The 23,061-nt window shown below is 59.5% G+C and carries 20 protein-coding genes; 5 read left to right on the top strand and 15 right to left on the bottom strand.

Annotated elements, in window-relative coordinates:
- Window positions 1–3: 3 nt before the first annotated feature.
- On the bottom strand, window positions 4–1,020 hold the full coding sequence (locus tag GH784_RS11880) for an ABC transporter substrate-binding protein (protein ID WP_004431691.1): 1,017 nt from the start codon (window positions 1,018–1,020) through the stop codon (window positions 4–6).
- 295 nt (window positions 1,021–1,315) lie between these two features.
- Here GH784_RS11880 and GH784_RS11870 point away from each other — a divergent pair, with 295 nt between their 5' ends.
- Window positions 1,316–2,551, top strand: coding sequence for a GAF domain-containing sensor histidine kinase (locus GH784_RS11870; protein ID WP_019566558.1), 1,236 nt, complete (start codon window positions 1,316–1,318; stop codon window positions 2,549–2,551).
- A gap of 1 nt (window position 2,552) precedes the next feature.
- The gene (locus GH784_RS11865) at window positions 2,553–3,275 is read left to right on the top strand and encodes a response regulator transcription factor (protein WP_004431697.1); all 723 of its coding nucleotides are present in this window, start codon (window positions 2,553–2,555) and stop codon (window positions 3,273–3,275) included.
- 3 nt (window positions 3,276–3,278) lie between these two features.
- Here the strand turns inward: GH784_RS11865 and GH784_RS11860 are convergent, their stop codons facing one another.
- Both GH784_RS11860 and GH784_RS11855 read right to left on the bottom strand, forming a co-directional pair.
- Window positions 3,279–4,295, bottom strand: a complete 1,017-nt coding sequence (locus GH784_RS11860) for a DNA topoisomerase IB (RefSeq protein ID WP_153793428.1) — start codon at window positions 4,293–4,295, stop codon at window positions 3,279–3,281.
- A gap of 86 nt (window positions 4,296–4,381) precedes the next feature.
- Window positions 4,382–5,611, bottom strand: coding sequence for a PQQ-dependent sugar dehydrogenase (locus GH784_RS11855; RefSeq protein ID WP_004431704.1), 1,230 nt, complete (start codon window positions 5,609–5,611; stop codon window positions 4,382–4,384).
- A gap of 188 nt (window positions 5,612–5,799) precedes the next feature.
- On the opposite strand from GH784_RS11855, the gene GH784_RS11850 reads away from it, so the two are divergent.
- Window positions 5,800–5,985, top strand: coding sequence for a hypothetical protein (locus tag GH784_RS11850; protein WP_004431706.1), 186 nt, complete (start codon window positions 5,800–5,802; stop codon window positions 5,983–5,985).
- Here the strand turns inward: GH784_RS11850 and GH784_RS11845 are convergent, their stop codons facing one another.
- From GH784_RS11845 to GH784_RS11835, 3 genes are read right to left on the bottom strand one after another with little or no spacing between them, the layout of a single operon-like run.
- Window positions 5,986–6,612, bottom strand: coding sequence for a class I SAM-dependent methyltransferase (locus GH784_RS11845; protein ID WP_004431708.1), 627 nt, complete (start codon window positions 6,610–6,612; stop codon window positions 5,986–5,988).
- A gap of 8 nt (window positions 6,613–6,620) precedes the next feature.
- Entirely contained in the window at window positions 6,621–7,289 is a 669-nt protein-coding gene (locus GH784_RS11840) for a pseudouridine synthase (RefSeq protein WP_004431711.1), read from the bottom strand.
- Window positions 7,290–7,344: 55 nt separating this feature from the next.
- Window positions 7,345–7,932, bottom strand: coding sequence for an IMPACT family protein (locus GH784_RS11835; protein ID WP_019566553.1), 588 nt, complete (start codon window positions 7,930–7,932; stop codon window positions 7,345–7,347).
- A 66-nt stretch (window positions 7,933–7,998) separates the two neighbouring features.
- On the opposite strand from GH784_RS11835, the gene GH784_RS11830 reads away from it, so the two are divergent.
- Complete coding sequence (locus GH784_RS11830) at window positions 7,999–9,228, top strand: TIGR03862 family flavoprotein (protein WP_013762049.1); 1,230 nt, start codon at window positions 7,999–8,001, stop codon at window positions 9,226–9,228.
- Here GH784_RS11830 and GH784_RS11825 read toward each other — a convergent pair.
- From GH784_RS11825 to GH784_RS11815, 3 genes are all read right to left on the bottom strand, one after another.
- Window positions 9,225–10,280 carry a quaternary amine ABC transporter ATP-binding protein gene (locus GH784_RS11825; RefSeq protein ID WP_025595241.1) on the bottom strand — a complete coding sequence of 352 codons (1,056 nt, stop codon included), beginning with the start codon at window positions 10,278–10,280 and terminating at the stop codon, window positions 9,225–9,227. The two genes, GH784_RS11830 and GH784_RS11825, sit on opposite strands and share 4 nt — an antisense overlap.
- Window positions 10,273–11,160, bottom strand: a complete 888-nt coding sequence (locus GH784_RS11820) for an ABC transporter permease (protein ID WP_004431720.1) — start codon at window positions 11,158–11,160, stop codon at window positions 10,273–10,275. Before GH784_RS11820 ends, GH784_RS11825 begins: the two co-directional genes overlap by 8 nt.
- A gap of 122 nt (window positions 11,161–11,282) precedes the next feature.
- On the bottom strand, window positions 11,283–12,281 hold the full coding sequence (locus tag GH784_RS11815) for an ABC transporter substrate-binding protein (RefSeq protein WP_004431723.1): 999 nt from the start codon (window positions 12,279–12,281) through the stop codon (window positions 11,283–11,285).
- 317 nt (window positions 12,282–12,598) lie between these two features.
- On the opposite strand from GH784_RS11815, the gene GH784_RS11810 reads away from it, so the two are divergent.
- Window positions 12,599–15,574 carry a PAS domain-containing protein gene (locus tag GH784_RS11810; protein WP_004431725.1) on the top strand — a complete coding sequence of 992 codons (2,976 nt, stop codon included), beginning with the start codon at window positions 12,599–12,601 and terminating at the stop codon, window positions 15,572–15,574.
- 18 nt (window positions 15,575–15,592) lie between these two features.
- On the opposite strand, the gene GH784_RS11805 is transcribed toward GH784_RS11810, so the two are convergent.
- The 6 genes from GH784_RS11805 to GH784_RS11780 all read right to left on the bottom strand — a co-directional run bounded on the left by GH784_RS11805 (window position 15,593) and on the right by GH784_RS11780 (window position 23,048).
- Window positions 15,593–16,537, bottom strand: coding sequence for a 2-hydroxyacid dehydrogenase (locus GH784_RS11805; RefSeq protein ID WP_025595240.1), 945 nt, complete (start codon window positions 16,535–16,537; stop codon window positions 15,593–15,595).
- Window positions 16,538–16,670: 133 nt separating this feature from the next.
- Entirely contained in the window at window positions 16,671–19,019 is a 2,349-nt protein-coding gene (locus GH784_RS11800) for a polysaccharide biosynthesis tyrosine autokinase (protein ID WP_004431729.1), read from the bottom strand.
- A gap of 107 nt (window positions 19,020–19,126) precedes the next feature.
- The gene (locus tag GH784_RS11795; protein WP_004431732.1) at window positions 19,127–20,032 is read right to left on the bottom strand and encodes a UTP--glucose-1-phosphate uridylyltransferase; all 906 of its coding nucleotides are present in this window, start codon (window positions 20,030–20,032) and stop codon (window positions 19,127–19,129) included.
- A gap of 81 nt (window positions 20,033–20,113) precedes the next feature.
- Window positions 20,114–21,109, bottom strand: coding sequence for a glycosyltransferase family 2 protein (locus GH784_RS11790; RefSeq protein WP_004431734.1), 996 nt, complete (start codon window positions 21,107–21,109; stop codon window positions 20,114–20,116).
- Window positions 21,109–22,053 (bottom strand): glycosyltransferase family 2 protein, encoded by a 945-nt coding sequence (locus GH784_RS11785; RefSeq protein WP_004431738.1) that lies wholly within the window; start codon window positions 22,051–22,053, stop codon window positions 21,109–21,111. Before GH784_RS11785 ends, GH784_RS11790 begins: the two co-directional genes overlap by 1 nt.
- On the bottom strand, window positions 22,050–23,048 hold the full coding sequence (locus GH784_RS11780) for a glycosyltransferase family 2 protein (RefSeq protein WP_153793427.1): 999 nt from the start codon (window positions 23,046–23,048) through the stop codon (window positions 22,050–22,052). The genes GH784_RS11785 and GH784_RS11780 overlap by 4 nt, the downstream gene beginning before the upstream one ends.
- Between the last annotated feature and the right edge of the window lie 13 nt (window positions 23,049–23,061).

Genomic DNA, 23,061 nt, shown 5'->3' with positions numbered 1-23,061 from the left:
GGCCTATTTGGCGGAGGCGATGGCCTTCTGGGCGTCTTCCTGTGAATATTCCACATTCGCGACGCCGCCCTTCTGGGTGTTCTTGAGGTTTTCCTCAAGATTGCCCTGATCGATGCGCAGGAAAGGTACGGTCAAATCCTTTTTGACATCCTTGCCGTCGAGGATTTGCTGCGCCACCCAGAAAGCGAGCGTGGAAACGCCGGGGGCGATGGAGACCGACATGGTCTCGTAGCCGCTGGCATCCTTCTGCTGCTTCCACCATTGCAACTCGTCTTCGCGGTTGCCCATGACGATGGTGGGTGTCGGGCGCTTGGCGGCGGCAAAAGCCTGTGCTGCACCGTAACCGTCACCGCCCTGCGTCACGACTGCCGCAACTTCGGGAAGGCTCGGCAGAATGCCGGCGACAGCGCGCTGTGCGACGTCCTGCGCCCAGTCGCCATTGACCGAACCGACAATCTTGAACTGCGGGTTCTTGGCGACGGCGTCGACGATGCCGGCATGGATTTCATCGTCCACCGAAACGCCCGCGAGGCCGCGGATTTCGAGCAGGTTGCCACCCTTCGGCATCGCCTTGGCGAGATAGTCGATCTGGCTTGCGCCCATCGCCTTGAAATCAACGGCGATACGCCAGGCGCAAGGCTCGGTGACGATGCCATCGAACGAGACGACGGTAATGCCGGCGTCACAGGCTTCCTTGACAGCACCGTTAAGAGCGGTGGGCGAGGCGGCGTTGATGACGATGGCGTCGTAACCCTGAAGAATGAGGTTCTGGATCTGCGCCGCCTGTTCGGTCGCCTGATTTTCGGCTGTCGTGAAGGCGTCAGCGGCAGCGACCTGCTTGTCTGCAACTGCCTGCTTGGTGATTTTGTCCCAGCTCGTCAGCATTGCCTGACGCCAGGAATTGCCCGCGTAATTGTTCGAAAGCGCGATTTTTTTAGCCGAGGTATCGGCGTGAGCGGTGATCGGCAAAGCTGCGCATGCGACAGCGGCCGATGCCAGAAGCATCTTTCTGAAAGCCATTGATTTTCCTCCCTGGTGGCTTGCCCTTTTTGAGCTCGGAACCCGCTTTCCCGCAAATCTCCTCGGCGGCAGGCGGAATTCCTTTGCACTGGAGCTCCTTTCCCCAGTAAAAGCGAGAATGACCAAGAAGGTTTGGCTTGTACAGGCGGATAACGGCAATCTTCCTGCGGGTTTCCGCAGAAAGGATGCGGGAACCCGCAGGACGAAACGCCACCGCCGGGCGCAGAATAGCCGATACGGGGCAGGTCGCGCCGCCACAAGTTGACAAGGCAGGCGCTTGGGAGGGTGTCCGCACATGCTGGATACGCCGAAAAGCGCTCTTTTCCATCACTACATGGGCATTTCGCGGCTGCTCGCCGGGCAGCTCGAATTCAACGCCATCATTCAGGCGGTCGCTACCGAAATCACCCATATAATTCCTCACGTCCACATGGATGTCTGCATCAAGCAGCTGGATGACAAATTTCACATCGCCTATGAAAGCGGTCTGGCAAGCGCCTGGAGCCGCCAGCCGCCCGCCCTTCTGTCCGGCAGTCCCATCCGTTCCGTGCTCTCGGGCGAGGTGGAATATCTTTTGAGCGGCGATGCCTGCGCCGATCCGCGCTTCCATTTCGAAGGCGCATTTTCCAGCCCGATCATCGAGCTTGATCTGCATAGCCGCCTGCACGTGCCGATGAAGGTGCATGGCGACATTATCGGCGCGCTCAGTTGCTCCTCGCACCAGTCGGATGCCTATACGATGGAGGATGTCGCCAATGCCCGCGCGGTTGCGGATTTGCTGGCGCCCTATTTTTACGCCATCCGCGCCGCCGAACAGGCCAAACGGTCTGCGATCGAGGAGGCGCGCGCCAATGCTCGCGAGGAGGGGTTGCGGCTGGGTGCCCTGCAATTGACCGAAGCGCTGGAGGCCGAGCGACAGCGGATCGGCATGGATTTGCACGACCAGACGCTGGCGGACCTGACGCGGCTTGCACGGCGCATCGAGCGGATGAGCCACGCACCGGACGTGTCGGGCGAGATGCTGGAACCGGTGGTGCGCAGCCTGCAGCACTGCATGCAGGATCTGCGCGAGATCATTGAGGAGGCGAAACCCTCCATCCTGCAATTGTTCGGCGTCGTGCAGGCCATCGAGACCTATGTGGATCGCTCCGTGCGCGACAGCGGCTCTTCTATCGACTGGTCGGTTACGGACGAGACGGACGGTCTTGTTGAGACACTCGACAAGACCGTTGCCATCTCGCTGTTCCGCATCGTGCAGGAGGCGGTCAACAACGCCATCCGTCACGCGCAGCCGGAAACGATTGCGGTGACACTGTCGTTAACGGATGGCGGGTTGCGGGTGACCGTGAGCGATGACGGTAGCGGCCGTGGCGAGGGGGCTGTCTCTGGTGGACTAGGCATCGGCAACATGAAGACGCGGGCACGGCTGATTTCAGCCAGATTCGATATTGGTGGCAATGGCAAAGACGCTGGAACCCGCATTACCGTGACGTTGCCGGAAGGCGCTTTCGACCGGCGGGAGGAAATATGACATGGATGTGCTGATCGTTGAGGACGATGCGCTACACCGCGCCTATCTGAACGAGGCGGTGAGAGCCGCCCTGCCGGAATGCGACAAGGTGCTGGAGGCGGCAAACGGCAGAACCGGCGAAAAGCTGGCGCGGGAAAACCGCGCCGCCCATATCGTCATGGATTTGCAGATGAACGAACGCAACGGCATCGAGGCGGCGCGCACCATCTGGAAGGAGCGGCCGGACACCCGCATCCTGTTCTGGTCCAACTATTCCGACGAGGCCTATGTGCGCGGTGTTTCCCGCATCGTGCCCGAAGGTGCTGCCTATGGCTACGTGCTGAAATCAGCATCTGACGACCGGTTGCGGCTGGCGTTGCGCAGCATCTTCATCGAGGCGCAATGCGTGATCGACAGGGAAGTGCGCGGCCTACAGGAAAAAAGCCTTGGCAAGGCGCATGGCTTCACCGATTCCGAATATGAAATCCTTGTTGATGTTGCGCTGGGCCTGACGGACAAGGCGATTGCGCGCCGCCGTAACCTTTCGTTGCGCAGCGTGCAGAACCGGCTGCAAAGCCTCTACGAAAAGCTGAACGTCCATCAGGCGGCCGGTGATGACGAGGCGGAAGGCCGTTATAATCTTCGAACCCGCGCCGTCACCGTCGCTTTCCTGCGCAAGCTGTTGAATTACAGCGCGCTCGAAAGGGCCGAGCGGGAATTGGGCGAATGGGCGACTGGCCGCTGATTATCACGGCAGGAAGGCAAGCAGACGTCTTTCATCGGCCCTGAGGCCCGAGACCGGCTTTGCGCCCACCTTCAGAATACGGCCAAGCTTCTTCTGCGCCTTCTCCTCCGTCGCTATATCGAGAACGGTAGGATGTACGTAGCTCTTGCGGCAAATGGCGGGTGTGTTGGACAGTTCCGTCGCCGCTGCCTGACACATACCCTTGATGCTGGGTTTTTCACCCGCAGCCACATGTTCCATCGCATGACAGAAGGCCGCAAGCGTTCCGCCCCAGGTACGGAAAGTCTTGGCAGAAATGCCTTGTCCGCCGACGCGGGAAAGATAGGCGTTGAGATCGCTTGAATCGACGGAGTGAACCCGGTTTTCACTGTCCTGCCAGACAAACAGCTCCTTGCCGGGCAGATCGGCGATTTCCTCGAGGATTTTTTGAAGGCGCGGGTGGCGCAATTGCCGTTTCACCTTCTGCCCGCCCTTGGCTGCAAAGCGCAATTCGATTGTCGCGCCGAAGGACACGTGGCGCTTGAGCAATGTGGTTGCGCCATAGGTACCGTTGGTTTCAAGATAAGAACGGTTGCCGACGCGCAGATAGGCGGCATCGAGAAGCAGCGTCAGGGCCGCCAGTGTCATGTCCTGACCGTGATCCTGTTTTGCAATGTCAGCCATGGCGCGTCGCCGGATGGCAGGCAGCGCCTTGCCGAAGCTTTTCAGCTGAAAGAACTTCGTCTCACCGCGCAATGCGTGCCAGTCGGGATGGTAACGATATTGCTTTCGCCCGCGCGCATCAAAGCCCGTTGCCTGCAAATGCCCGGATGGGTCGATGCATATCCAGACATCTTTGTAGGCAGGCGGGACGCCGAGCGATTTGATGCGCTTCAACTCCACGTTATCGGACAGAAGTTCGCCGCCCGGCAACCGGTAACAGAAACCGCGCCCGCGCCTTTCTCGGGCTATGCCCGGCTCCTGATCGTTGACATAGGCAAGTCCGATTTTGGCAAGAAGGCGGGTGGGCGGTTGTGGCATCGTTTTTTCCGGCAGGTTTAAGATTGCAGGAAACGAGAAACAGGCCGCCTTCGTTCCGGCGGCCTGCTGTTCCGGTCATGACTTTCTCAGCCGGCCTTGGCGATCCGCAAAATTTGCGAGTTGCCGCCGCCGCGCTCTTCGGTCACGGCATAGACGGCGCCATCCGGACCCACTTTCACATCACGAATGCGCGCTTCCAGCGGCAATCGGCTTTCCGTCGCAACCTTGTCGCCGTCAATGTGCAGGATGACGAGGCCCTGGCTCACCAGACCGCCTACGATGAAGGCTCCCTTCCACTCGGAAATCTGGTCGGCGTCGTAAAAGGCCATGCCGGACGGGCCGATGACGGGGTCCCAATAATAAACCGGCTGTTCCATGCCTTCCTTGGCGGTGGCACCTTCGCCAACGGACCGACCGCTATATTCGACACCGTAGGTGATGACCGGCCAGCCATAATTGAGGCCCGCCTTCGGCAGGTTCATCTCGTCGCCGCCTTTCGGGCCATGTTCCACTGTCCAGAGCCTGCCCTGTCCATCCAGTGCTGCCGACTGGAGGTTACGGTGGCCATAGCTCCATATCTCGGGGAGGGCGTTCTGCTGGCCGGCGAAGGGGTTGCCCTCGAAGGCCTTGCCTTCGGCATCAATGCGGAAGACCTTGCCAAGCCCGCTCGACAGGTCCTGCGCCTGCACACGCGGCGTTGCGTCTGAACGTTCACCGACGGTGACGTAGAGCTCGTTGTTCTGGCCGAAGACCAGGCGGGAGCCGAAATGCTTATCGCCATCATAGGTCGGCATCTGGCGGAAGATCACCGAGACGTCTTCCAGTTTTGCTGCTCCACCCTCTTCGGTCAACTTGGCCGATGCGACGGAGGTGCCGTTGCCGCCATCCCGTGGCTCGGAAAAAGAGAAGAAGATTTTACGGGAGGTTTCGAAATCGGGAGCCAGCGCGATGTCGAGCAGACCGCCCTGTCCGTCGGACGCTACCTCCGGCACGCCTTCGATCGCTGGGCCAGCTTTGCCGTCTGCGACGATGTGCATTGCGCCTTCCTTGGCCGCCACGATCATGCGGCCATCGGGCAGGAATTCCATCGACCAGATATGCGGTAGGCCCTCGGCAATGACGGTTTTTTCGACATCCGGCTGAGTGGCGGCTTGCGGCGCACGGGTCTGACCCTCGAAAGCCGGTTTCTGATCCGGCGCATTGGGCCGTTTCGTCTCGACTGCCGGGGCGGTCTGTGCGTGGGCGCCGCCGGCAAGTGGTACGGCCAGCAGCGCGAATAGCATCGTCGAACTCAGAAATCGGTTGTTGCGGAACATGGGTCTCCCTTCCTTTGTCTGCATCGGGCAGAGAACCATTTGGGGAGGAATTCGTTTCTTGCGATAGTTTCAAGAAAACTTGATGAGGCCGTGTACGGGCGGCATCCTCTTTTTTCATCCATGTAAACTTACAGGGAACCGCAAGCCCACGCCTACGTTTTCCCCCTGGTTACACGGAGGGCGCCGCCATGCAGATCATCGACAACAAGAACATAGACGGGAACAGAGCCAAGCCAATTCTCAATGTTGCGGAGTTTTGCCGCCGTTACCGGCTGGACAAGGCCGAGGAGACACGGTTGAGAAGGCTGTTCGGAGAATTCGCATCCCGGCACGAGCTTTTAATGAACGCTCAGCGCAAGCCGAACTTCCGCTGATCAGTCCTCCGGATCGAGAGATTTTCCGAAAATCATGAAAACATCATATCGGGTGTTCTTTCCCGTTATCTGGTGCGAAGGCTTGCGAATGCCGGGCATAGGTTCGGCGCGCAGAGGCCATTTTAGAACCACCCGCTTCGTCGCATGTTCAAGCGCAGCCTCCATAAGCTCTACCTGATCGGGATCGGATCCCACCAGTTCCCGCAGCACCCGCATCTCCTTTTTCACCAGCGCCGTGTTGTGGCGCGGCGGATGCATTGGGTCGACGATCACCACCTCCGGTGAAAGTTCTTTCAGCAGAAGCCGGGAATCGCCCTGCAGCAGCGTCATGCGGGAGGCAGCCTCGGCATAGGCTCCACCCGCCTCCAATGCGCGGCGAATGCCGTCAGCAAGGTGGGCGTGCATACCGGGTGAACGCTCTATCAGCGTAACTTCGGCTCCGAGTGACGCCAACAGAAAGGCATCGCGCCCGAGCCCTGCCGTAGCATCGACGATTTTTGGCGTGCGGCCTTTGGTGAAGCCCGCGGCCTTCGGCAGAGCCTGTCCGCGCCCCTCGCCGGAGCGGAAACGGTGACCGACCGCACCGCCAACAAAATCCACCACGAAGCTTTCGTCTTGTTCTTTCATCGCAGGCCTCAGAAGGGGCAGGGCACGGTATAGGTGACGTCGCGGCCATCCGGGTGACGAAAGCCCACCGCCTCGGCATGCAGCATAAGACGCGGCGCGGCGGCGAGCGCTTCACCTTCTGCATAAAATTCATCGCCAAGGATAGGGTGGCCGAGAGCCTTCATATGCACCCGCAATTGATGGGTGCGGCCGGTGAGAGGGGCAAGTGCGAGCCTCGTAGCGGGAAGCGGCAATCTTTCCAGCACGCGCCAAAGGCTTTGCGCCGGCTTGCCATGGTCGTGGTCCACCCGGTGGCGGGGCTTGTTCTCGGGGTCGATCGCAAGTGGCAGGTCCACCTTGCCCTCTTCACCCTCGACTTCACCCCAGACGACGGCAACATAGGATTTGCGGGTCTGGCGGTTCTCGAACTGGGCGGCGACGGTCGCGTGCGCCTTGCGGTTCAGGGACATCAACACGATGCCTGATGTATCCTTGTCCAGCCGGTTGATCATCAGTGCTTTTGGAAACTGTTTCTGCACGCGCGTCAAAAGACTGTCGGAGAGCGCGGGATCGCGTCCCGGCACCGAAAGAAGTCCGCTCGGCTTGTCCAGCACCAGTAGATCGTCATCCCGGTGCACGATAGTGAGCCACGGTTCGAGCGGCGGATTATAGACGGGGTTGGAAAGCTCAGATGACATTGCGCTTCCTTAGCACAAATCGGGCATGGGGCCAGATGCCCACCGCGCAATATGATTAGTCCGGAATATGAAGATTGACGCGGCCACTGGTCAGATCGCTGATGAGCCGTGTCAGACGCTCGGCTTCCTCTACGGGAACCGAAAGCTGCATATCCGCGCCGGTGCCGGTGAAGTCCTCCTTTTCCACTCGCAGGTTTTGCGTGGCGGCGAGGCGCGATTTTACCAGGGCCAGATCGGAGAACGGGCAGCTCAAGGTCGCGCTGACATAGGCGATGACCGGTGACGTCTCGCCAAGCCGAAGGCAGGCCGCCGCCGTGCCGCCATAGGCGCGCATGAGGCCGCCGCTGCCGAGCAGAATGCCGCCGAACCAGCGGATGACGAGGACCGCGACATTGTCCAGGGCCTGACCGTCGATAGCCTGAAGGATTGGCTTTCCCGCCGTGCCGGAAGGCTCGCCGTCGTCACTGAAACGATAGGTCTGGCCGGTTCGCCATGCCCAGCAATTGTGGTTTGCGTCGAAGTCAGAATGCGCCGCAAGGAAGCTTTTCGCATCCTCCTCGCCAGTGACAGGTGCTGCAAAGGCAATGAAGCGGCTTTTCTTGATATCCTGCGAAAAGGTGACGGGTCGGTCGAGCGTGAACATGCGCGCTTCAATATCGCATATATTCGCGCGCGGAAATCGGTATAAGGCCACAATGGCGAAGATGCGATGGAGCGGGTTTTGAAGAAGGCAAGGCAGGTCGCGATTGTCGGCGGCGGGCCAGCGGGCCTGATGGCGGCCGAAGTGCTGTCTGCGGCTGGCCATGCCGTAACGGTGTTCGAGGCCATGCCGACCGTCGCGCGCAAATTGCTGATGGCCGGAAAATCCGGTCTCAACATCACCCATGCCGAAGACTACGACATTTTCCTCCACCGTTTTGGCGACGCGGAGCAAAAGCTGCGCGCCGCCCTCGATGATTTCACGCCCGGCGCGCTGCGTCACTGGGCGCAAGGTCTGGGGCAGGAGACCTTCGTCGGCACGTCAGGTCGGGTGTTTCCGACGGTCATGAAGGCCTCGCCGCTGTTGCGGGCATGGCTTGCCCGGCTGGAGGCACACGGCGTTATCATCAAGACGCGGCATCGCTGGATGGGTTTTTCCGCAGACGGGCTGGTTTTCGCGACACCGGAGGGCGATGTCTTCATGAAGGCCGATGCCGTTCTTCTGGCGCTCGGCGGCGCAAGCTGGCCGCGTCTGGGTTCGGATGCGGCATGGGTGCCGGCACTCGCGGCTGAAGGCGTGGAGCTTAACCCTTTCCGCCCCGCCAATTGTGGCTTTGATGTCGATTGGAGCGATGTCTTCCGGCAGCGTTTTGCCGGTGAGGCGTTGAAATCCGTCACCACCATTTCCCCGGCCGGAGCGTTTCAGGGTGAGTTCGTGGTGACGCAGCACGGCATTGAGGGCAGCGTCATCTATGCCCATTCCGCCGCACTTCGCGACCAGCTGGAACACACGGGAAAGGCGACACTCGCTGTCGATCTGGCGCCGGGACGTACCGTGGAGCGCCTTGGCCGGGATCTGGCAAAGCTTGGCCGCAAGGAGAGTTTTGCAAACCGGTTGCGGAAGGCCGTGGGCCTCTCCGCCGTCAAGGTCGGACTTCTGCGGGAAATCTTTCACGATATCTCGGCGATGCCGGATGATCTGGTCGCCGCAAGAATCAAACATGCGGAGATACCGCTTGCACGGACGAGACCGATTGCCGAGGCGATTTCATCGGCTGGGGGCGTTGACTGGCAAGGTATCGATGAGAACTACATGCTGAAAAAACTCCCCGGCATTTTTGCTGCCGGGGAAATGCTGGACTGGGAGGCGCCGACCGGCGGTTATCTGCTGACCGCCTGTTTTGCCACTGGCAAGGCCGCCGCCAAGGGCATGACCAAATGGCTCGACGGCTTGGCCTAACCGGCCTCGGCCAGTTTTTTTTCCGCGCTTGGCGTGGTCCTGACGAGGCAGCGCATGATGGCATCCGTGGTGACGGAGCCGAGTGACTTGCCGTTTTCGCCGATGATCACGGCACTGCCGACATCCTCCCTGACGAGCGCGCGCAAGCCTTCCTCGACGGTCATGTCCGCATCGAGCTGAAGACGCGACTGGCCGGTAAACTCCGGCTGGACGATGGCGCCGAGACGAATGACCCGGCCACGGTTGACCTCTTCCACGAAGGCTTCGATATAGCTGTCTGCCGGACTCATGACAATTTCGGCGGCCGTACCCTGCTGGATGATCTCGCCGTCGCGCAGAATGGCGATCTTGTCTCCCAGCCGAAGAGCCTCATCCAGATCGTGGGTGATGAAGACGACGGTTTTCTTCAGCTCTTTCTGCAATTCCAGCAGCACTGTCTGCATGTCGACGCGGATGAGTGGATCAAGTGCCGAATAGGCCTCGTCCATCAGCAGGATTTCGGCGTTGTTGGTCAGCGCGCGGGCGAGACCCACGCGCTGCTGCATGCCGCCTGAAAGCTGGTTCGGATAATGGCTCGAAAAGCCTTCCAGCCCCACCCGCTTGATCCAGACGTCGGCTTTTTCTTCCCGCTCGCCCTTGTCGACGCCCTGCACCTCAAGGCCATAGACGACGTTTTGCAGCACGTTGCGGTGCGGCAGCAGGCCGAATTTCTGGAATACCATCGCCGTCTTGTGGCGGCGGAATTCCAGAAGTTCCGCTTCGTTGAGGCGACAGACATCCGTTCCGCCATAAAGGATTTCTCCCGCTGTCGGGTCGATCAGGCGGTTGACGTGGCGGATCAGCGTCGATTTTCCCGAGCCGGAAAGGCCCATGATCACGGTGATCTGCCCGCCCGGCATGGTGATGTTGATGTCGCTTAGGCCGAGCACATGGCCGTGCTTGGCGTTCAGTTCCGCCTTGGACATGCCGCCCTTCACGGCGTCGATGTAGTTCTCCGCCTTGGAGCCGAAAATCTTGTAAAGGCTGCGGATTTCGATCGATTGACTAGCCATGCGCCACTTCCCGGTGTTTTTGCAGGCGAAGGCCGTAGGCCTGGCTGATGCGGTCGAAGATGATGGCGATGCCGACGATTGCCAGGCCGTTGAACACACCGAGCGTGAAATACTGGTTGGCGATGGCCTTCAGAACCGGCTGGCCAAGGCCCTGAACACCTATCATGGAGGCGATGACGACCATGGCGAGCGCCATCATGATTGTCTGGTTGATGCCCGCCATGATGGTGGGGAGTGCAAGCGGCAGCTGCACCTTGAAAAGCTTCTGGCGCTTCGAGGAACCGTAAGCGTCTGCCGCTTCCAGCACGTCCCGGTCAACCATGCGGATGCCGAGATTGGTAAGCCGGATCATCGGCGGAATGGCGTAGATCACCACGGCGATGACGCCCGGGACACGGCCGATGCCGAGCAGCATGACGACGGGAATGAGATAGACGAAACTCGGCATCGTCTGCATGACGTCGAGAACGGGGTTCACGATACTCTGCAGGCGGTTGGACCGCGCCATGGCGATGCCAATCGGCAAACCGATCACGATCGAGAGCACGGCGCAGACGAAGATCATCGAGATCGTCTTCATCGTGTCTTCCCACATGCCGAACCAGCCGATGGCAAAGAGAATACCGCAACATAGTCCAACAATGGTGGCGCTGCGGCTGGCAAACCAGGCGAGTACGCCGACAATAAGAATAACGACCGGCCAGGGGGTGCCGATCAAAAGCCTTTCCGCCCAGATGAGGAAGCTTTGGAGCGGTGTGAACAGCCCCTCTATCGTGCCGCCATAGGCTCTGGTGAAACCCCGAAACCCCTCGTCGATCACTTTCTTCAGCGCACGCAGGGCATCGTCATTCATGGTCGGAAATTTGAAAAGCCAATCCATATCCTGTTCTCCACGACGAACCGGGGCCGGCGGGCAATATCCGCCGCGCTCCGGAACTTAAAAACGGCCGGGCGCCGCCATTGGCGGGCCAAGCTGTCGACCACATATGTCGTGCCACCCTTTTAGAGGGCAGCCTTGACCTTTTGCGCGACGTCGGGGGAAACCCAGCCCGTCCACAGAGCCTCGTTTTCCTTCAGGAAGTGTTTCGCGCCATCTTCGCCGGTTGCCTGATTGTCGGTCATCCAGGCGATCAGCTTGTTGACGGTGTCGTTGGTCCAGGCGCGTTTGTTCAGATAGTCCATGGCCGGGCCGGCGCGGTCGGCAAAGGTCTTGCTGACCAGCGTCTGCACGTCGTCAACCTGCCATGCATTGGGCTTCGGGTCCGCGCAATCGGCAACCGAGGTGCAGCGCTTCCATTCGGCAGAGTCATATTCCGTGCCGAAGCCGAGCTTCACCATCTCATATTTGCCGAGCAGCGAGGTCGGAGCCCAGTAATAGCCTACCCACGGCTGTTTCGCTTCGTAAGCCTTGGCGACCGAGCCGTCGAGACCTGCGGCGGAACCGGTGTCCACCAGGGTGAAGCCGGCCTTTTCACCACCAAAAGCCTTGAAAAGCTGGGCGGTGACGACGGTGCCGCCCCAGCCCTGCGGGCCGTTGAAGACGGCGCCCTTTGCCTTGTCTTCAGGCGAGGGGAAGAGCTCGGGATGTTTGAAGAGATCAGGAATGGTCTTGAGATCGGGGTTGGCATCGGCGACATATTTCGGGATCCACCATCCCTGCACAGCGCCGTCCGACAGAATCTTGGCGGCCGCCACGACCTTGCCGCCCTCAAGTCCCTGTTTGACGATTTCCGGCTGCAGGCTGACCCAGGCCTCCGGCGCGATATCAGGCTGGCCCTTTTCGGCCATGGAGGTCAATGTCGGTACGGTGTCGCCTGTGACGATTTCAGCGCTGCAACCGTAACCCTTTTCCAGAATGATCTTGTCGAGATTGGCGGCGACTTCAGCGGATTGCCAGTTCATGCTGGCGATCGTGACGTTTCCACAGTCCGCAGCAAAGGCTGCACCGCCTGTAAGGGCGAAGCCGGCGGAAAGAATTGTGGCACCCAAAAGTATTTTCATTTTTGTTCCCTCTGGTCGCGGTGTGCGAAGACCCGGGCGCTGACGGCACCGCGACCGCCAGCACCCGCATTGAGCGTTAATAATTACTTTGTTGCCGTTCCGTTTGCGGCAGTTTTTGGCGTATTGAGGATGGCAATCGTCAATCAATCATCACGCTTGTGGGGTGCTTCTGCGAAATTTGCGGCGTGCGAATTCCCCAGTCTTGCCGGTCGCGCTTCTGAAAAGCCGTGAACAACAAGCAGAAGTTTCTGTTTTCTTGGACATTTATTCCGTTCTGTACTACGGAAAATTTCGTCTCTTTTTTGTGGTGATATTGAATGACCAATCTTCGTGCTGCCCCGGTATGGCCGATCGGCGGCGGTGAAACGGGTGAGCTTGTGCGTGGCTTCGACTGGTCGAAGACATCGCTCGGTCCGATTAGCGACTGGCCGCAGAATTTGAGGCAGAAGGCCAATTCCGTCGTCAACTCTCCCATTCCGCAGGTGCTGATGTGGGGTGCGGATCATGTGATGATCTACAATGACGGCTATGCGGAAATTGCCGGCAATTATCACCCGCGGGCGCTGGGCGGAACGGTGCCAGGTATCTGGCCCGAGATCTGGGACTGGAACAGCCGCATTCTGGAGGCTGGCTTTCGTGGCGAGGTCATGGCTTATCGCGACCAGCCGATGACGCTGATGCGGCACGGTCAGCCGGAAGAGGTGATCTTCGATCTGTTCTATACGCCGATCTACAATGATGGCGGCGCGGTGGACGGCGTCCTGTGCACGGTGCTTGAAAACACCGAAAAGGTGAAGGCCGTGGAGGCGCTGGAGCAGAGCCGCAAGGAGCTGAGCCGGCTTACCAATGCCCTGCCAATCCTGGTGGGATATGTCGATCGCGACTATGTCTATAAATTCGCCAATGACGGTTATCTGGAGTGGTTCGGCCGCAGCGCCGAGGAGGTGATCGGCCGTAGCGTTCCGGAAATTGTTGGAGACGCGTTCTTCAGTTCGCGCAGGGCCTATCTCGATCGTGCGCTCGGCGGCGAAAAGATCGTTTCGGATACGGTGATCAGCAGACCGGATGGCAGCAAGCGAGCCGCCGAAATCCGTTATGTTCCCCGCTATATCGCAGATGGTTCGGTTGACGGCATTTATGTGCTGATCATCGATATCGAGGACCGGAAACGTTCCGAGCACGAAATCGTGCTTAGCAATAACCGTTTCCGCGCCGCTGTTGATGCGGTCCACGGCGTGCTTTGGACCAATACCGCCGACGGCATGATGCTGGGTGAGCAGCCTGCGTGGGGTGCACTTACCGGGCAGAGCTTCGACGAGTATCAGGGGTTCGGCTGGGTCGAAGCGGTTCATCCCGAAGACAGGGACCATTCGCTGGAAAGCTGGACAAAAGCCGTTTCCGCGCGGGCGACCTATATTTGGGAGCATCGCGTTCGCCGCCATGACGGCGTCTACCGCACATTTGCGATCCGTGGCGTTCCGATTTTCGACAATTCCGGTGATATTGCGGAATGGGTGGGTGTCCACACGGATATCACCGAACAGCGGCTGGCCGAGAACACGCTTAAAGAACATGCCAGCAATCTGGAACGCGAGATTCGCCACCGCATAAGAGCGGAAGAGCAGCTTCGCCAATTGAATGAAGGGCTGGAAGCGCGGGTCGAGACGGAAATCGCCGAGCGCCGCCAGACCGAAAGAGCGTTGCAGCAGGCGCAGAAAATGGAATCCATCGGCCAGTTGACCGGTGGCGTCGCGCATGATTTCAACAATCTTCTTCAGGTAATCGCGGGCAATCTGCAATTGCTGTCAAAGGACGTGATTGGCAACGAGCGTGCCGAACGGCGGCTGGAAAATGCGCTGGCCGGCGTTCATCGCGGTGCCAAGCTTGCAAGCCAGCTTCTGGCCTTTGGCCGTCGTCAGGCGCTGGAACCGCGCGTTATCAACATCTCCCGCTTCGTTACCGGCATGGACGATCTCCTGCGCCGTTCGCTTGGTGAGGCGATCGAGGTTGAGGTCATCACCTCCGGCGGCCTGTGGAATACCTATGCCGACCCCAACCAGGTGGAAAACGCTCTCCTTAATCTGGCGATCAATGCGCGTGATGCCATGGAAGGGCACGGCAAGCTGACAATCGAGGTCGGCAATGCGGTTCTCGATCGCGATTACGCGCGCAAGCATTCGGAAGTCTCGCCGGGGCAATATGTCATGCTGGCTGTTACCGATACCGGATCGGGCATGTCGCCGGACATTCTGGAAAAGGTGTTCGAGCCGTTCTTTTCGACGAAACCGGAAGGCAAGGGCACCGGTCTCGGCCTTTCGATGGTTTACGGTTTTGCAAAACAGTCCAGTGGCCATGTCAACATCTATAGCGAGGTGGGGCAGGGCACGACGGTGAAGATGTATCTACCGCGATCCGCCGCCGACGAGGACAGGGAAGTGGTGATACCGACCGGCCCCGTCGAGGGTGGCACGGAAACGATCCTTGTGGTGGAGGATGACGAGGAGGTGCGCAGCACCGTCGTCGAGACACTGAGCGATCTCGGTTACCGCGTGCTCACTGCCCGCGATGCGCAGGCTGGTTTGACGGTGGTCGAAAGCGGCATTCCGATTGACGTAATCTTCACCGATGTGGTGATGCCGGGACCTTTGAAAAGCCGGGAAATGGCGCGCCGGGCGCAGGAAAGGTTGCCTAATCTCGCCGTTCTCTTCACATCCGGTTATACGGAAAACTCCATCGTGCATGGCGGCAAGCTGGATTCCGGGGTGGAACTGCTCTCCAAGCCTTACACGCGCGAAGCGCTGGCGCGGCGCATCCGCCATGTCATCGCCAATCGCAAGCAGGTTTCTCTCGCCAAGACGAGGCCGGTATCATCACCGCGTCATTCCAAAACCCCCGAATCCGCGCAGGTCGTCGGAGACGAGACCAGATCGGTTTGCGTGCTTCTTGTTGAGGATGACGAGTTGATCCGGATGAATTCGACCGAGATGCTGGCCGATAACGGCTTTGCCGTCGTCGAGGCCGGAAATGCTGTGCAGGCGCTAAAGGCGATCGAGACGGAAGAGATCGATGTTCTCGTTACCGACATAGGCCTGCCGGACATGAAGGGCGGCGAGCTGGCGGTTGAGGCATTGCGCCGGAAACCGGGACTAGCCATCGTGTTTGCCACGGGAGACAACCAACTGCCGAACGGGGCGCCGGAAACGGCAGTGCTTTTGACCAAGCCCTATGACGAACAGCAGATCGTCTCAGCTGTCGAACTGGCCCATACGGCAAACACGATGGCGGGCGAATAAACCGCCCGCCATCCTGTCTCAATAACCGCGCGTCATATCGACCGTTTCCGGCAGCGTACCTGTTTCACGCCATGTCTTGACATTGCCTGCCACTATTTTCGCTGAACTTTCCCGGCTTGTCGGCGCGGAAATATGTGGCAGGACGGTCACTTTCGGGTGCTGCCAGAATGCGGAAGCGTGAGGTAGCGGCTCCTGTTCGAAGACATCGAGAACCGCATGCGAAAGCTGGCCGGAATCAAGCGCCGCGATCAGGTCATCGGCGACGACGACGGCTCCGCGGGCGAAATTGATGAGTGCGACTCCCTTTTTCATGGCGCCGAGACGGTCGGCATTCAGAAGGCCGCGCGTCGCATCGGTCAGCGGCACCAGACAGACGAGAATGTCGCTTTTTTCCAGCAAGTCCCCCAGCCCGTCATCGCCCGTCAGCGTTGCCACTCCCTCGATTGCCTTGGCCGAGCGGCTCCAGCCGGAAACGTTGAAGCCTGCATGAAGCAGGCGTTGCGCCGCAGCCGTTCCGAGCGCGCCGAGGCCGAGGAGGCCGACGGTCATCTCGCCCGGATGCCGATAATCGAGTTCCTGCCAGAGGGCTTTTTGCTGGTTTACGCGATAGGCCGGCATGTCGCGTTGCAGGTAATATGTCCATGCCAGCACGGCTTCCGCCATCACGCGTGAAAGCTCCGGGTCTTTCAGCCGCACGATCGGCGGCGCCTTGTCTCCCAGTTCCAGAACGAGCCGTTCGACACCCGCCCACAGGCTGTGAATCCACGAAAGACCCGGCAAGGCTGCAATATCGGCTGGATCGGGATTGGCGACGATGGCGAAGTCCACCGCGCGTTTCTGCTCCCCGCTTAATTCGGAAAAGGAGAGGATTTCCTCTTCCGGCATGGCGTCGCGAAGCGCTTGCTTCCAGATGGCTTCCGCTTGCGCATTCATCCGCGAAACAAGGGCGATGGGTGATGGCATGAAACTGGTCCTGCTTGCTGGCGATTGGTTGGTCGCCATCAATGCGTAATTTTGCGGGCAACGCCATAGGCTGGATAGCAAAATTTGAGCTGCAAAAAAAAGCGGCCCGGTTTGCACCGGGCCGCTACACCATTCAGGCGTTTTCCTTCACCGGCGGTTTGGCGTCGCCGTAATAGGCCGCGAATGTCTCGTGATAGTGCTCAGAACCACCGGGGCCTGCATAACGCTGCAATTCCGTCATATCGGTCTTGTTGAGCACGATCCCCAACGTCTTGTTGGCAATCTGCGGTTCGTTGGCCATCAGGTTCTGCACCATCTGGATCGGCGTCTTGCCCCATTCCGTAACGAAGACGAAACCATCGACCTGCGGTGCGAAGGCTTTAGCGTCGATGACGGGAACGACGGGTGCAAGGTCGACAATGATGTAGTCGCAGGCCTCACGCGCCGATTCGATGAATTTGCGCATGCCGGAGGAGGCAAGAAGCTCGCTTGAATGGGCAAACTGGTTGCTGGTGGAAACCGGCAGGATGCCCATTTTCGTGCGGGTATCGACCTTCACTGCCTGCGTCCACGGTATCTCGTCAAGCACGACCTCCACCAGACCGGCGGATTGCCGCGTTGTCAGCATGCGGCTGAGGCCGGGGTTGCGGATGTCGGCATCCACCACAAGCGTGCGCTTGCCGGTGGAGGCGATCAGACCGGCGAGATTGAGCGCCACGACCGATTTACCCTCGTTCGGCAGGCATGAGATGACGCCGATTACCCGGCACTGGCGTTCCTGGATAACGACATCAGCCGTTAGCTTCACGTTGCGCAGCGTCTCGGCAAAGCTTGAGCGCGGGCTGTCGACGGCAAGGCGCAGCATTTTCTGGAACGAGACCTGACCGTTTTCGTCGATGGTCGTGCTCTCGCTGCCGGGGGTGGCGGCAGGGGTACCCGACTTTGCGGTTTCTGCACCCCGTTCCCCGATAAAGGGCAGGTAGCCCAGAAAACGCATGCGCAGATTGTCGCGCACATCGTTGCCGGTGTGGAAAAAGCGATCCCGGAACTCAAGAAGCGCTGCGATGCCGCCGCCCAGCATAAGGCCGAGAATGACGGAAAGCGCCATGGTCATCGTCTTTTTCGGGCTGGACGGAGCTGTCGGCAGACCCGCTTCGGAGATGATGCGGGCCTTGGCGATCGGCAGCGACTGCTTCTGGGATGCTTCTTCGAAGCGGCCGAGGTAGGACTGGTAGAGTGTGCGCAGAGCGGTTGCCCGCTGCTCCAGCTCACGCAATTGCACCATAGTGATATTGGCTTGCGAATTGCGGCCCGCCACGCGGTCGATATTGTCGCGAAGCGATTGCACACGGGAATTGGAGACGTCGTATTCGTTCTTCAGGCTGCCCGTAACCTGCTGCAGTTCCTGGAATATCTGCCTTGCAATTTCTTTCTTCTCACTCTCCAGCGCTACCGCCTGAGGGTGGTCGGCGCCGAATTGCTGGACGACGCCCTGCAATCGGTCAGAGATCGTGATGTAGCGCTTGCGAAGGTCCTGAATGACCGAGTTATCGGCATCCCGTGCGGAAACGACTGCATTGTCAACCGCTGCATCCGGTCCCCGGTCGATGATGGATTTGTACTGGCCATAACGTGCAGCAGCCGTCGCGACATCCGCCTGCGCGGCAATCAGCTGGCCGTTGAGATCGGCCAACTGGCCTTCCGACATGAGCTCGCCGCGCGAAGAAACGATATTATTGTCCGTCTTGAATTTTTCGACGGCAAGCTGGGCGGCCTGCGCACGCTGGTTCAGGTCGCTCATGCGCTCCTGAAGCCACACAGAAGCGCGCTCGCTGGCGTCGAAATTGGCGTTCAGCTGTTCGGTCAGATAGGCCTGCGCATAGGTCTTGGCGATGAGCGCGGCAAGCTGCCGATCCGTCGAACGGGTGGAAATGGCGATGACCGAACTGCGGCCGACACGCTCTACGATCAGCGATTGTTGCAGCACGGCGGCTGCCTTTTCGCGGCGTCCGGCGCGGATTGCCGCTTCGGAGGCCGGCGGATCTCCGGGCAGGATGAGATCGACGATACCGCGCACGGAAGATTTCACGAGATCGACCGGCGACAGCGACGGATTGACGATGGTGTCGTTCTCGTCGAGCTTGGCCTTGTCGACCACGGTCAGCGCCATTTCCTTGGATTTCAGAATTTCCACAGCACTGGCGATACGGTTGTCGACGATCTGGGCGGCAGGTACCGGCGATTCCTCTTCCGCGTAACGGGAAAGGCTTTCATCCAGAAGCACCTGAGTCATCGCGGTGTAAACGGGGGTTGCAAGCACCAGATAAAGGCCGGCCAGAACCACAGCGGCGATGACCGAGGCGGCAATGACATTGGCGCGGCGCACCACGGCTGCCCAGAGGCGATCGAGGTCAATAAATGTGTCGGCATCCTTGCCGGGATCCGGAAAACCGATGCTGGATTTAAAGGTCTTGTGGTGCATGGACCTACCTTGTGAATTAAAAATGGTACGCGGGAAGCCGAGCAACGCTCGGCTTCCCGCCCCCCGTTATTGATGTGCCGACCGCCTCCCCGGCAGCACGATTAAAGTCAGGCCGCCTGAACGCGGCTTTCATGGTTTGCGACGAGTTCCTTGACGGAAGCGAGAACCTGCGCCTCCATGTCGGCACGCATCAGCGAGAAAGCGACATTGGCGGCGATGAAGCCCTGCTTGCTGCCGCAGTCGAATGTGCGACCGCTGTACTTCTGCGCATGGAAGGCCTGCTTCTCAGCGAGCCGCTTCATGCCGTCAGTCAGCTGGATTTCGTTGCCCGCGCCACGCTCCTGTTTGGCGAGAATGTCGAAGATTTCCGGCTGCAGAATATAACGGCCGTTGAGATAATAATTCGAAGGCGCCCTGGATGGTTCCGGCTTCTCGACCATTTCGGTCACCGCAAAGCCGTGATTGACCTTCTGGCCGACACCAACGACGCCGTAGGATGACACTTCTTCCGGCAGGCATTCCTCAACACCGAGGATATTGCCGCCGACTTCGTCGTAGAGTTCCATCAACCCGGCAATGCAGCCGCGTGCGCCATAGGAAACCATATCAGGCAAAAGCAGCGCAAAAGGCTCCTTGCCCACCAGTTCGCGCGCGCACCAAACCGCGTGGCCGAGGCCGAGCGGCACCTGCTGGCGGGTGTAGCTGACTGTGCCTGCGACTGGCAGCATCTTTTCAAGCTGCAGCACCTGCACCGTCTTGCCGGAGCGGGTGAGCGTGTTGATAAGCTCGGGCGCGCTGTCGAAATAGTCTTCGATGGCGGTCTTGTTACGGCTGGTTACGAAAATAATGTGCTCGATGCCGGCCTGCATGGCCTCATCGACGGCATATTGCACGACCGGCCGGTCGACGATCGTGAGCATTTCCTTCGGCATCGCCTTGGTGGCGGGCAAAAACCGCGTGCCGTTGCCGGCTACGGGAATGACGGCTTTTCTGACAGTTTTGTTCAGGTCCATCGCGTTCTCCTTCATCAAGGTTTGATCTGTCCCCAGTCCGCTTGCAGATTTTTCGCGTACAGATTTGTCCGCTCACAAATTTTACGAAATCTGCCTTTTCACCCCAGTATTTGCCGCGGGCGCAAACATCGCGTTCCGCAACCTCTTCAGCCGCACGGCAATGGGCATTCTCAAATGCCCCAGCACGGCGGGATCTCTGATCGTTGTCTTCAGCGCGCCGATAATCGAGCGGCGCTTGATGTCTTCCACCAATGTCAGGAAGTTACGGGCCAGTTGCAGGCTACGGCTTCTGGCCTGCTGCGCATCCATGGCGGCGGGCAACAGCGCGTAGTGGCTCAGAAACTCCTGGTCCGCCCGCATCATTCCTTCGACGTGGTGGATTTCGAGGACGCGCGAGATCGAACCCTCGCGAATATTATAGATGTAGCCCGGTTTCGGCTCGATGACGCAAAGGCCGCCGGCGGCAAGCGCCGAGGCAAGCAGGATGTAATCCTCGCCGATGCGGATGTCCTCGCGAAAACGCAATCCCTCGCTATTTAGGAAATCGCGCCGGAACATCGGCTTCATGTAGCCGAAGTTGAAGGTGGAGCGGAAAAGGATGTTGGAGGAAATGAAGTCCTCAAGGGTAAGGACGGGTCTTTCCTCCAGAAACTCCTCTGCGAACATCGTTTCCATCGGCCTGCCGTCCGTATAGGCGACATCGAGATTGTCGACAGCGATCACCGCATTGGCCGCATCTGCCCGGCACATCATGCAGGCGGAACGGTCGGGGCGGATGACGTCGTCCGAATCGAGAACTGCGATAAAGCGTCCGGTTGCTGCGTCGATACCGGCATTGCGCGCGCCTCCCGGTCCGAGGTTCTGTTCAAGCGCAAGCAGCCGGACACGCGGATCGTTGGCCGCAATGGCCTCGACGAGCGAGATCGTCTCGTCGGCGGAGCGGTCGTCCACGACGATCACCTCCAGTGTCACGCCCTGCTGTTCAAGCGCACTTTGAATGGCGGCTTCGATCGTCTCTGCGGCATTATAGGCGGCAATGACGAAGCTGATATCGGGCTGAGGGTTAAGGTTCTCCATCAGGTTGCCTCCACCGCGCCGTATTGGCGGATTTCGCGCACTCCGAAGGCGCCGCTTACCGAGCCGAGATGCAAGGCGCCGCGCAGGGCATAGCGGTTGCGGCGCACGGCGTTGAAACCGTTCAGCGCGGCAAAGACGGCGCAATAGAGAACTTTCGATCCTGCCTTCAGCACCTGCATCACGCGTCTTGCGCCGGGTTTCTTTTCGGCAAGCACACGGCCATGGGTCTGGCCGGAGCGGAAGCGACGTTTGGCAAGCCACATGAAACGGGCGCGGTTTTCCGGCACCGGCTCGGAGAGCACGGCCTTTTGCGCAAAGACGATGCGACCGCCCGAAGCATGGAGATGCGAGAAGAAATGCGTGTCCTCACCGCCGCTCTGGCCGAGCGCCAGCGCAAAACGCCGGTCCTTTACCGATGGGGCGTCCATCTTGAGAAGCGTGTTGCAGGTGTAGCCGGTGATGATCTCGCCATTCACCCAGACGGGCACGGTCGAGTGAAAATCGCCACGTTTCATCCAGCCCGGCGCATTCTCACGGTAAACCGCCGTCACTGGGCCAAGAACGACATCCGCGCCGGTTTCGCCTGCCTTTTCCATAAGTGCGGCCAGCCAGTGCGGCGGGGCGGTCTCATCATCGTCGATAAAGGCCAGATAGTCCGCCCGGCTCTCAGAGAGGCAGGCGTTGCGGGCAATCGAGATATTCGATTTCGGGCAATGGACATAGGCGATCTCGAAAGGCGAAGTTTCGCGCAGCCGATCCACACTTGCCTTGGCACTTGGTTCCTCATCATTGTCGGCAACGATCAGGCGAACTGTCACGCCTTCGGGCACTTCCAGTTCGAACAGTGACAGAAGTGTGGCGACCAGCGCCGGACGTCTGTAGGTACAGATGCCGATATCGACGGTCTTTGAATTGTGTGGTTCGGTGACGATGAGGTCGGTCATGAGACAGCCTTTTTTCCCCGGAATTTCAGGAGTTCCAGCCAGAAGCCGGTGGACCACGCCAGATGCATCACCATTGCGGAAAAGGCGGCGAGCGGGCCGTATGGGTTTTTCTGACCTATTGCCATCCACAAGCCATAACCCACACATGCGGCGATCCAGAGGCCAAGCGGAATAAGTGCTGCCCAATGCACAAGCGACAGCAGGGCAAGCACGAAGACCGGCAGGACAGCCAGCGGAATCATCTGACGGATCTTCGGGATCGAGCGATGTTTCAGCAGGTTCTTTGCCCGGCCACGGCCATAGGCGAGATATTGCCTGAACAGAGGCATGACGCTAGCGCGCGGATAATAGGTCATGCGGATCTTGTCGGTCATCCAGATACGGAAACCGGATTTGCGCAGCCGGAAATCCAGTTCGGCATCCTCGTTGTGGCTGAAGCTTTCATCGTAACCACCGACCGCGTCGAAGGCGGCGATCCGCATCAACGCGTGGTGGCCATGGTCGATCCAGTGTCCCTTGGCGCCTTCGCGGTGCTTTGAGCCGCCATTGCCGAGTTTGGAATTCTGCGCAATCGCCGTCGCCTTCTGGAACAGGCCGTGCCCGACCGTATCCATGGCGACCACGACGGAATCCGCGCCGGTGCGATCCGCGTCTTCAATCAGCCGCTGGCAATAATCATCCGGATAATCGCCATGGGCGTCGATGCGGATGAGGTAGTCGAAATCCTCGCCGAAAGTGGATACGGCCAGGTTTATGCCGGCGCTCTGGATGCGCTTGGGATTGGGAAGGAGCGTAACGCGGTCATCCGTTACGGCGAAGGCGGAAACGATGTCGCGCGTGCCGTCCGTGCTGCCGCCATCGGCAACAACGATGCGGAAAATACGCCCATCCATCGCGCCGGTGAATTTTCGCAGCAACGCCTCGATCGTCTTTGCCTCGTTGAGGCAGGGAATGACGATCAGAGTTCTGATGCCGGAATGACCAAGACCTTCCATGATTTGCCCCCTA

It is taken from the genome of Agrobacterium tumefaciens, assembly GCF_009649785.1.
GTDB classification, from domain to species: domain Bacteria; phylum Pseudomonadota; class Alphaproteobacteria; order Rhizobiales; family Rhizobiaceae; genus Agrobacterium; species Agrobacterium tumefaciens.
The sequence above is the reverse complement of the archived record's forward strand: the minus strand, read 5'-3'. Positions and strand labels throughout refer to the sequence as shown.

Excerpts from the sequence above, each read along its gene's own strand:
- GH784_RS11850 (WP_004431706.1), top strand. The coding sequence starts at position 5,800 with ATGCAGATCATCGACAACAAGAACATAGACGGGAACAGAGCCAAGCCA.
- GH784_RS11780 (WP_153793427.1), bottom strand. The coding sequence starts at position 23,048 with ATGGAAGGTCTTGGTCATTCCGGCATCAGAACTCTGATCGTCATTCCC.
- GH784_RS11855 (WP_004431704.1), bottom strand. The coding sequence starts at position 5,611 with ATGTTCCGCAACAACCGATTTCTGAGTTCGACGATGCTATTCGCGCTG.
- GH784_RS11820 (WP_004431720.1), bottom strand. The coding sequence starts at position 11,160 with ATGGATTGGCTTTTCAAATTTCCGACCATGAATGACGATGCCCTGCGT.
- GH784_RS11860 (WP_153793428.1), bottom strand. The coding sequence starts at position 4,295 with ATGCCACAACCGCCCACCCGCCTTCTTGCCAAAATCGGACTTGCCTAT.
- GH784_RS11805 (WP_025595240.1), bottom strand. The coding sequence starts at position 16,537 with ATGCCATCACCCATCGCCCTTGTTTCGCGGATGAATGCGCAAGCGGAA.
- GH784_RS11785 (WP_004431738.1), bottom strand. The coding sequence starts at position 22,053 with ATGACCGACCTCATCGTCACCGAACCACACAATTCAAAGACCGTCGAT.
- GH784_RS11790 (WP_004431734.1), bottom strand. The coding sequence starts at position 21,109 with ATGGAGAACCTTAACCCTCAGCCCGATATCAGCTTCGTCATTGCCGCC.
- GH784_RS11880 (WP_004431691.1), bottom strand. The coding sequence starts at position 1,020 with ATGGCTTTCAGAAAGATGCTTCTGGCATCGGCCGCTGTCGCATGCGCA.
- GH784_RS11800 (WP_004431729.1), bottom strand. The coding sequence starts at position 19,019 with ATGCACCACAAGACCTTTAAATCCAGCATCGGTTTTCCGGATCCCGGC.
- GH784_RS11845 (WP_004431708.1), bottom strand. The coding sequence starts at position 6,612 with ATGAAAGAACAAGACGAAAGCTTCGTGGTGGATTTTGTTGGCGGTGCG.
- GH784_RS11835 (WP_019566553.1), bottom strand. The coding sequence starts at position 7,932 with ATGTTCACGCTCGACCGACCCGTCACCTTTTCGCAGGATATCAAGAAA.
- GH784_RS11865 (WP_004431697.1), top strand. The coding sequence starts at position 2,553 with ATGGATGTGCTGATCGTTGAGGACGATGCGCTACACCGCGCCTATCTG.
- GH784_RS11825 (WP_025595241.1), bottom strand. The coding sequence starts at position 10,280 with ATGGCTAGTCAATCGATCGAAATCCGCAGCCTTTACAAGATTTTCGGC.
- GH784_RS11840 (WP_004431711.1), bottom strand. The coding sequence starts at position 7,289 with ATGTCATCTGAGCTTTCCAACCCCGTCTATAATCCGCCGCTCGAACCG.
- GH784_RS11810 (WP_004431725.1), top strand. The coding sequence starts at position 12,599 with ATGACCAATCTTCGTGCTGCCCCGGTATGGCCGATCGGCGGCGGTGAA.
- GH784_RS11815 (WP_004431723.1), bottom strand. The coding sequence starts at position 12,281 with ATGAAAATACTTTTGGGTGCCACAATTCTTTCCGCCGGCTTCGCCCTT.
- GH784_RS11830 (WP_013762049.1), top strand. The coding sequence starts at position 7,999 with ATGGAGCGGGTTTTGAAGAAGGCAAGGCAGGTCGCGATTGTCGGCGGC.
- GH784_RS11870 (WP_019566558.1), top strand. The coding sequence starts at position 1,316 with ATGCTGGATACGCCGAAAAGCGCTCTTTTCCATCACTACATGGGCATT.
- GH784_RS11795 (WP_004431732.1), bottom strand. The coding sequence starts at position 20,032 with ATGGACCTGAACAAAACTGTCAGAAAAGCCGTCATTCCCGTAGCCGGC.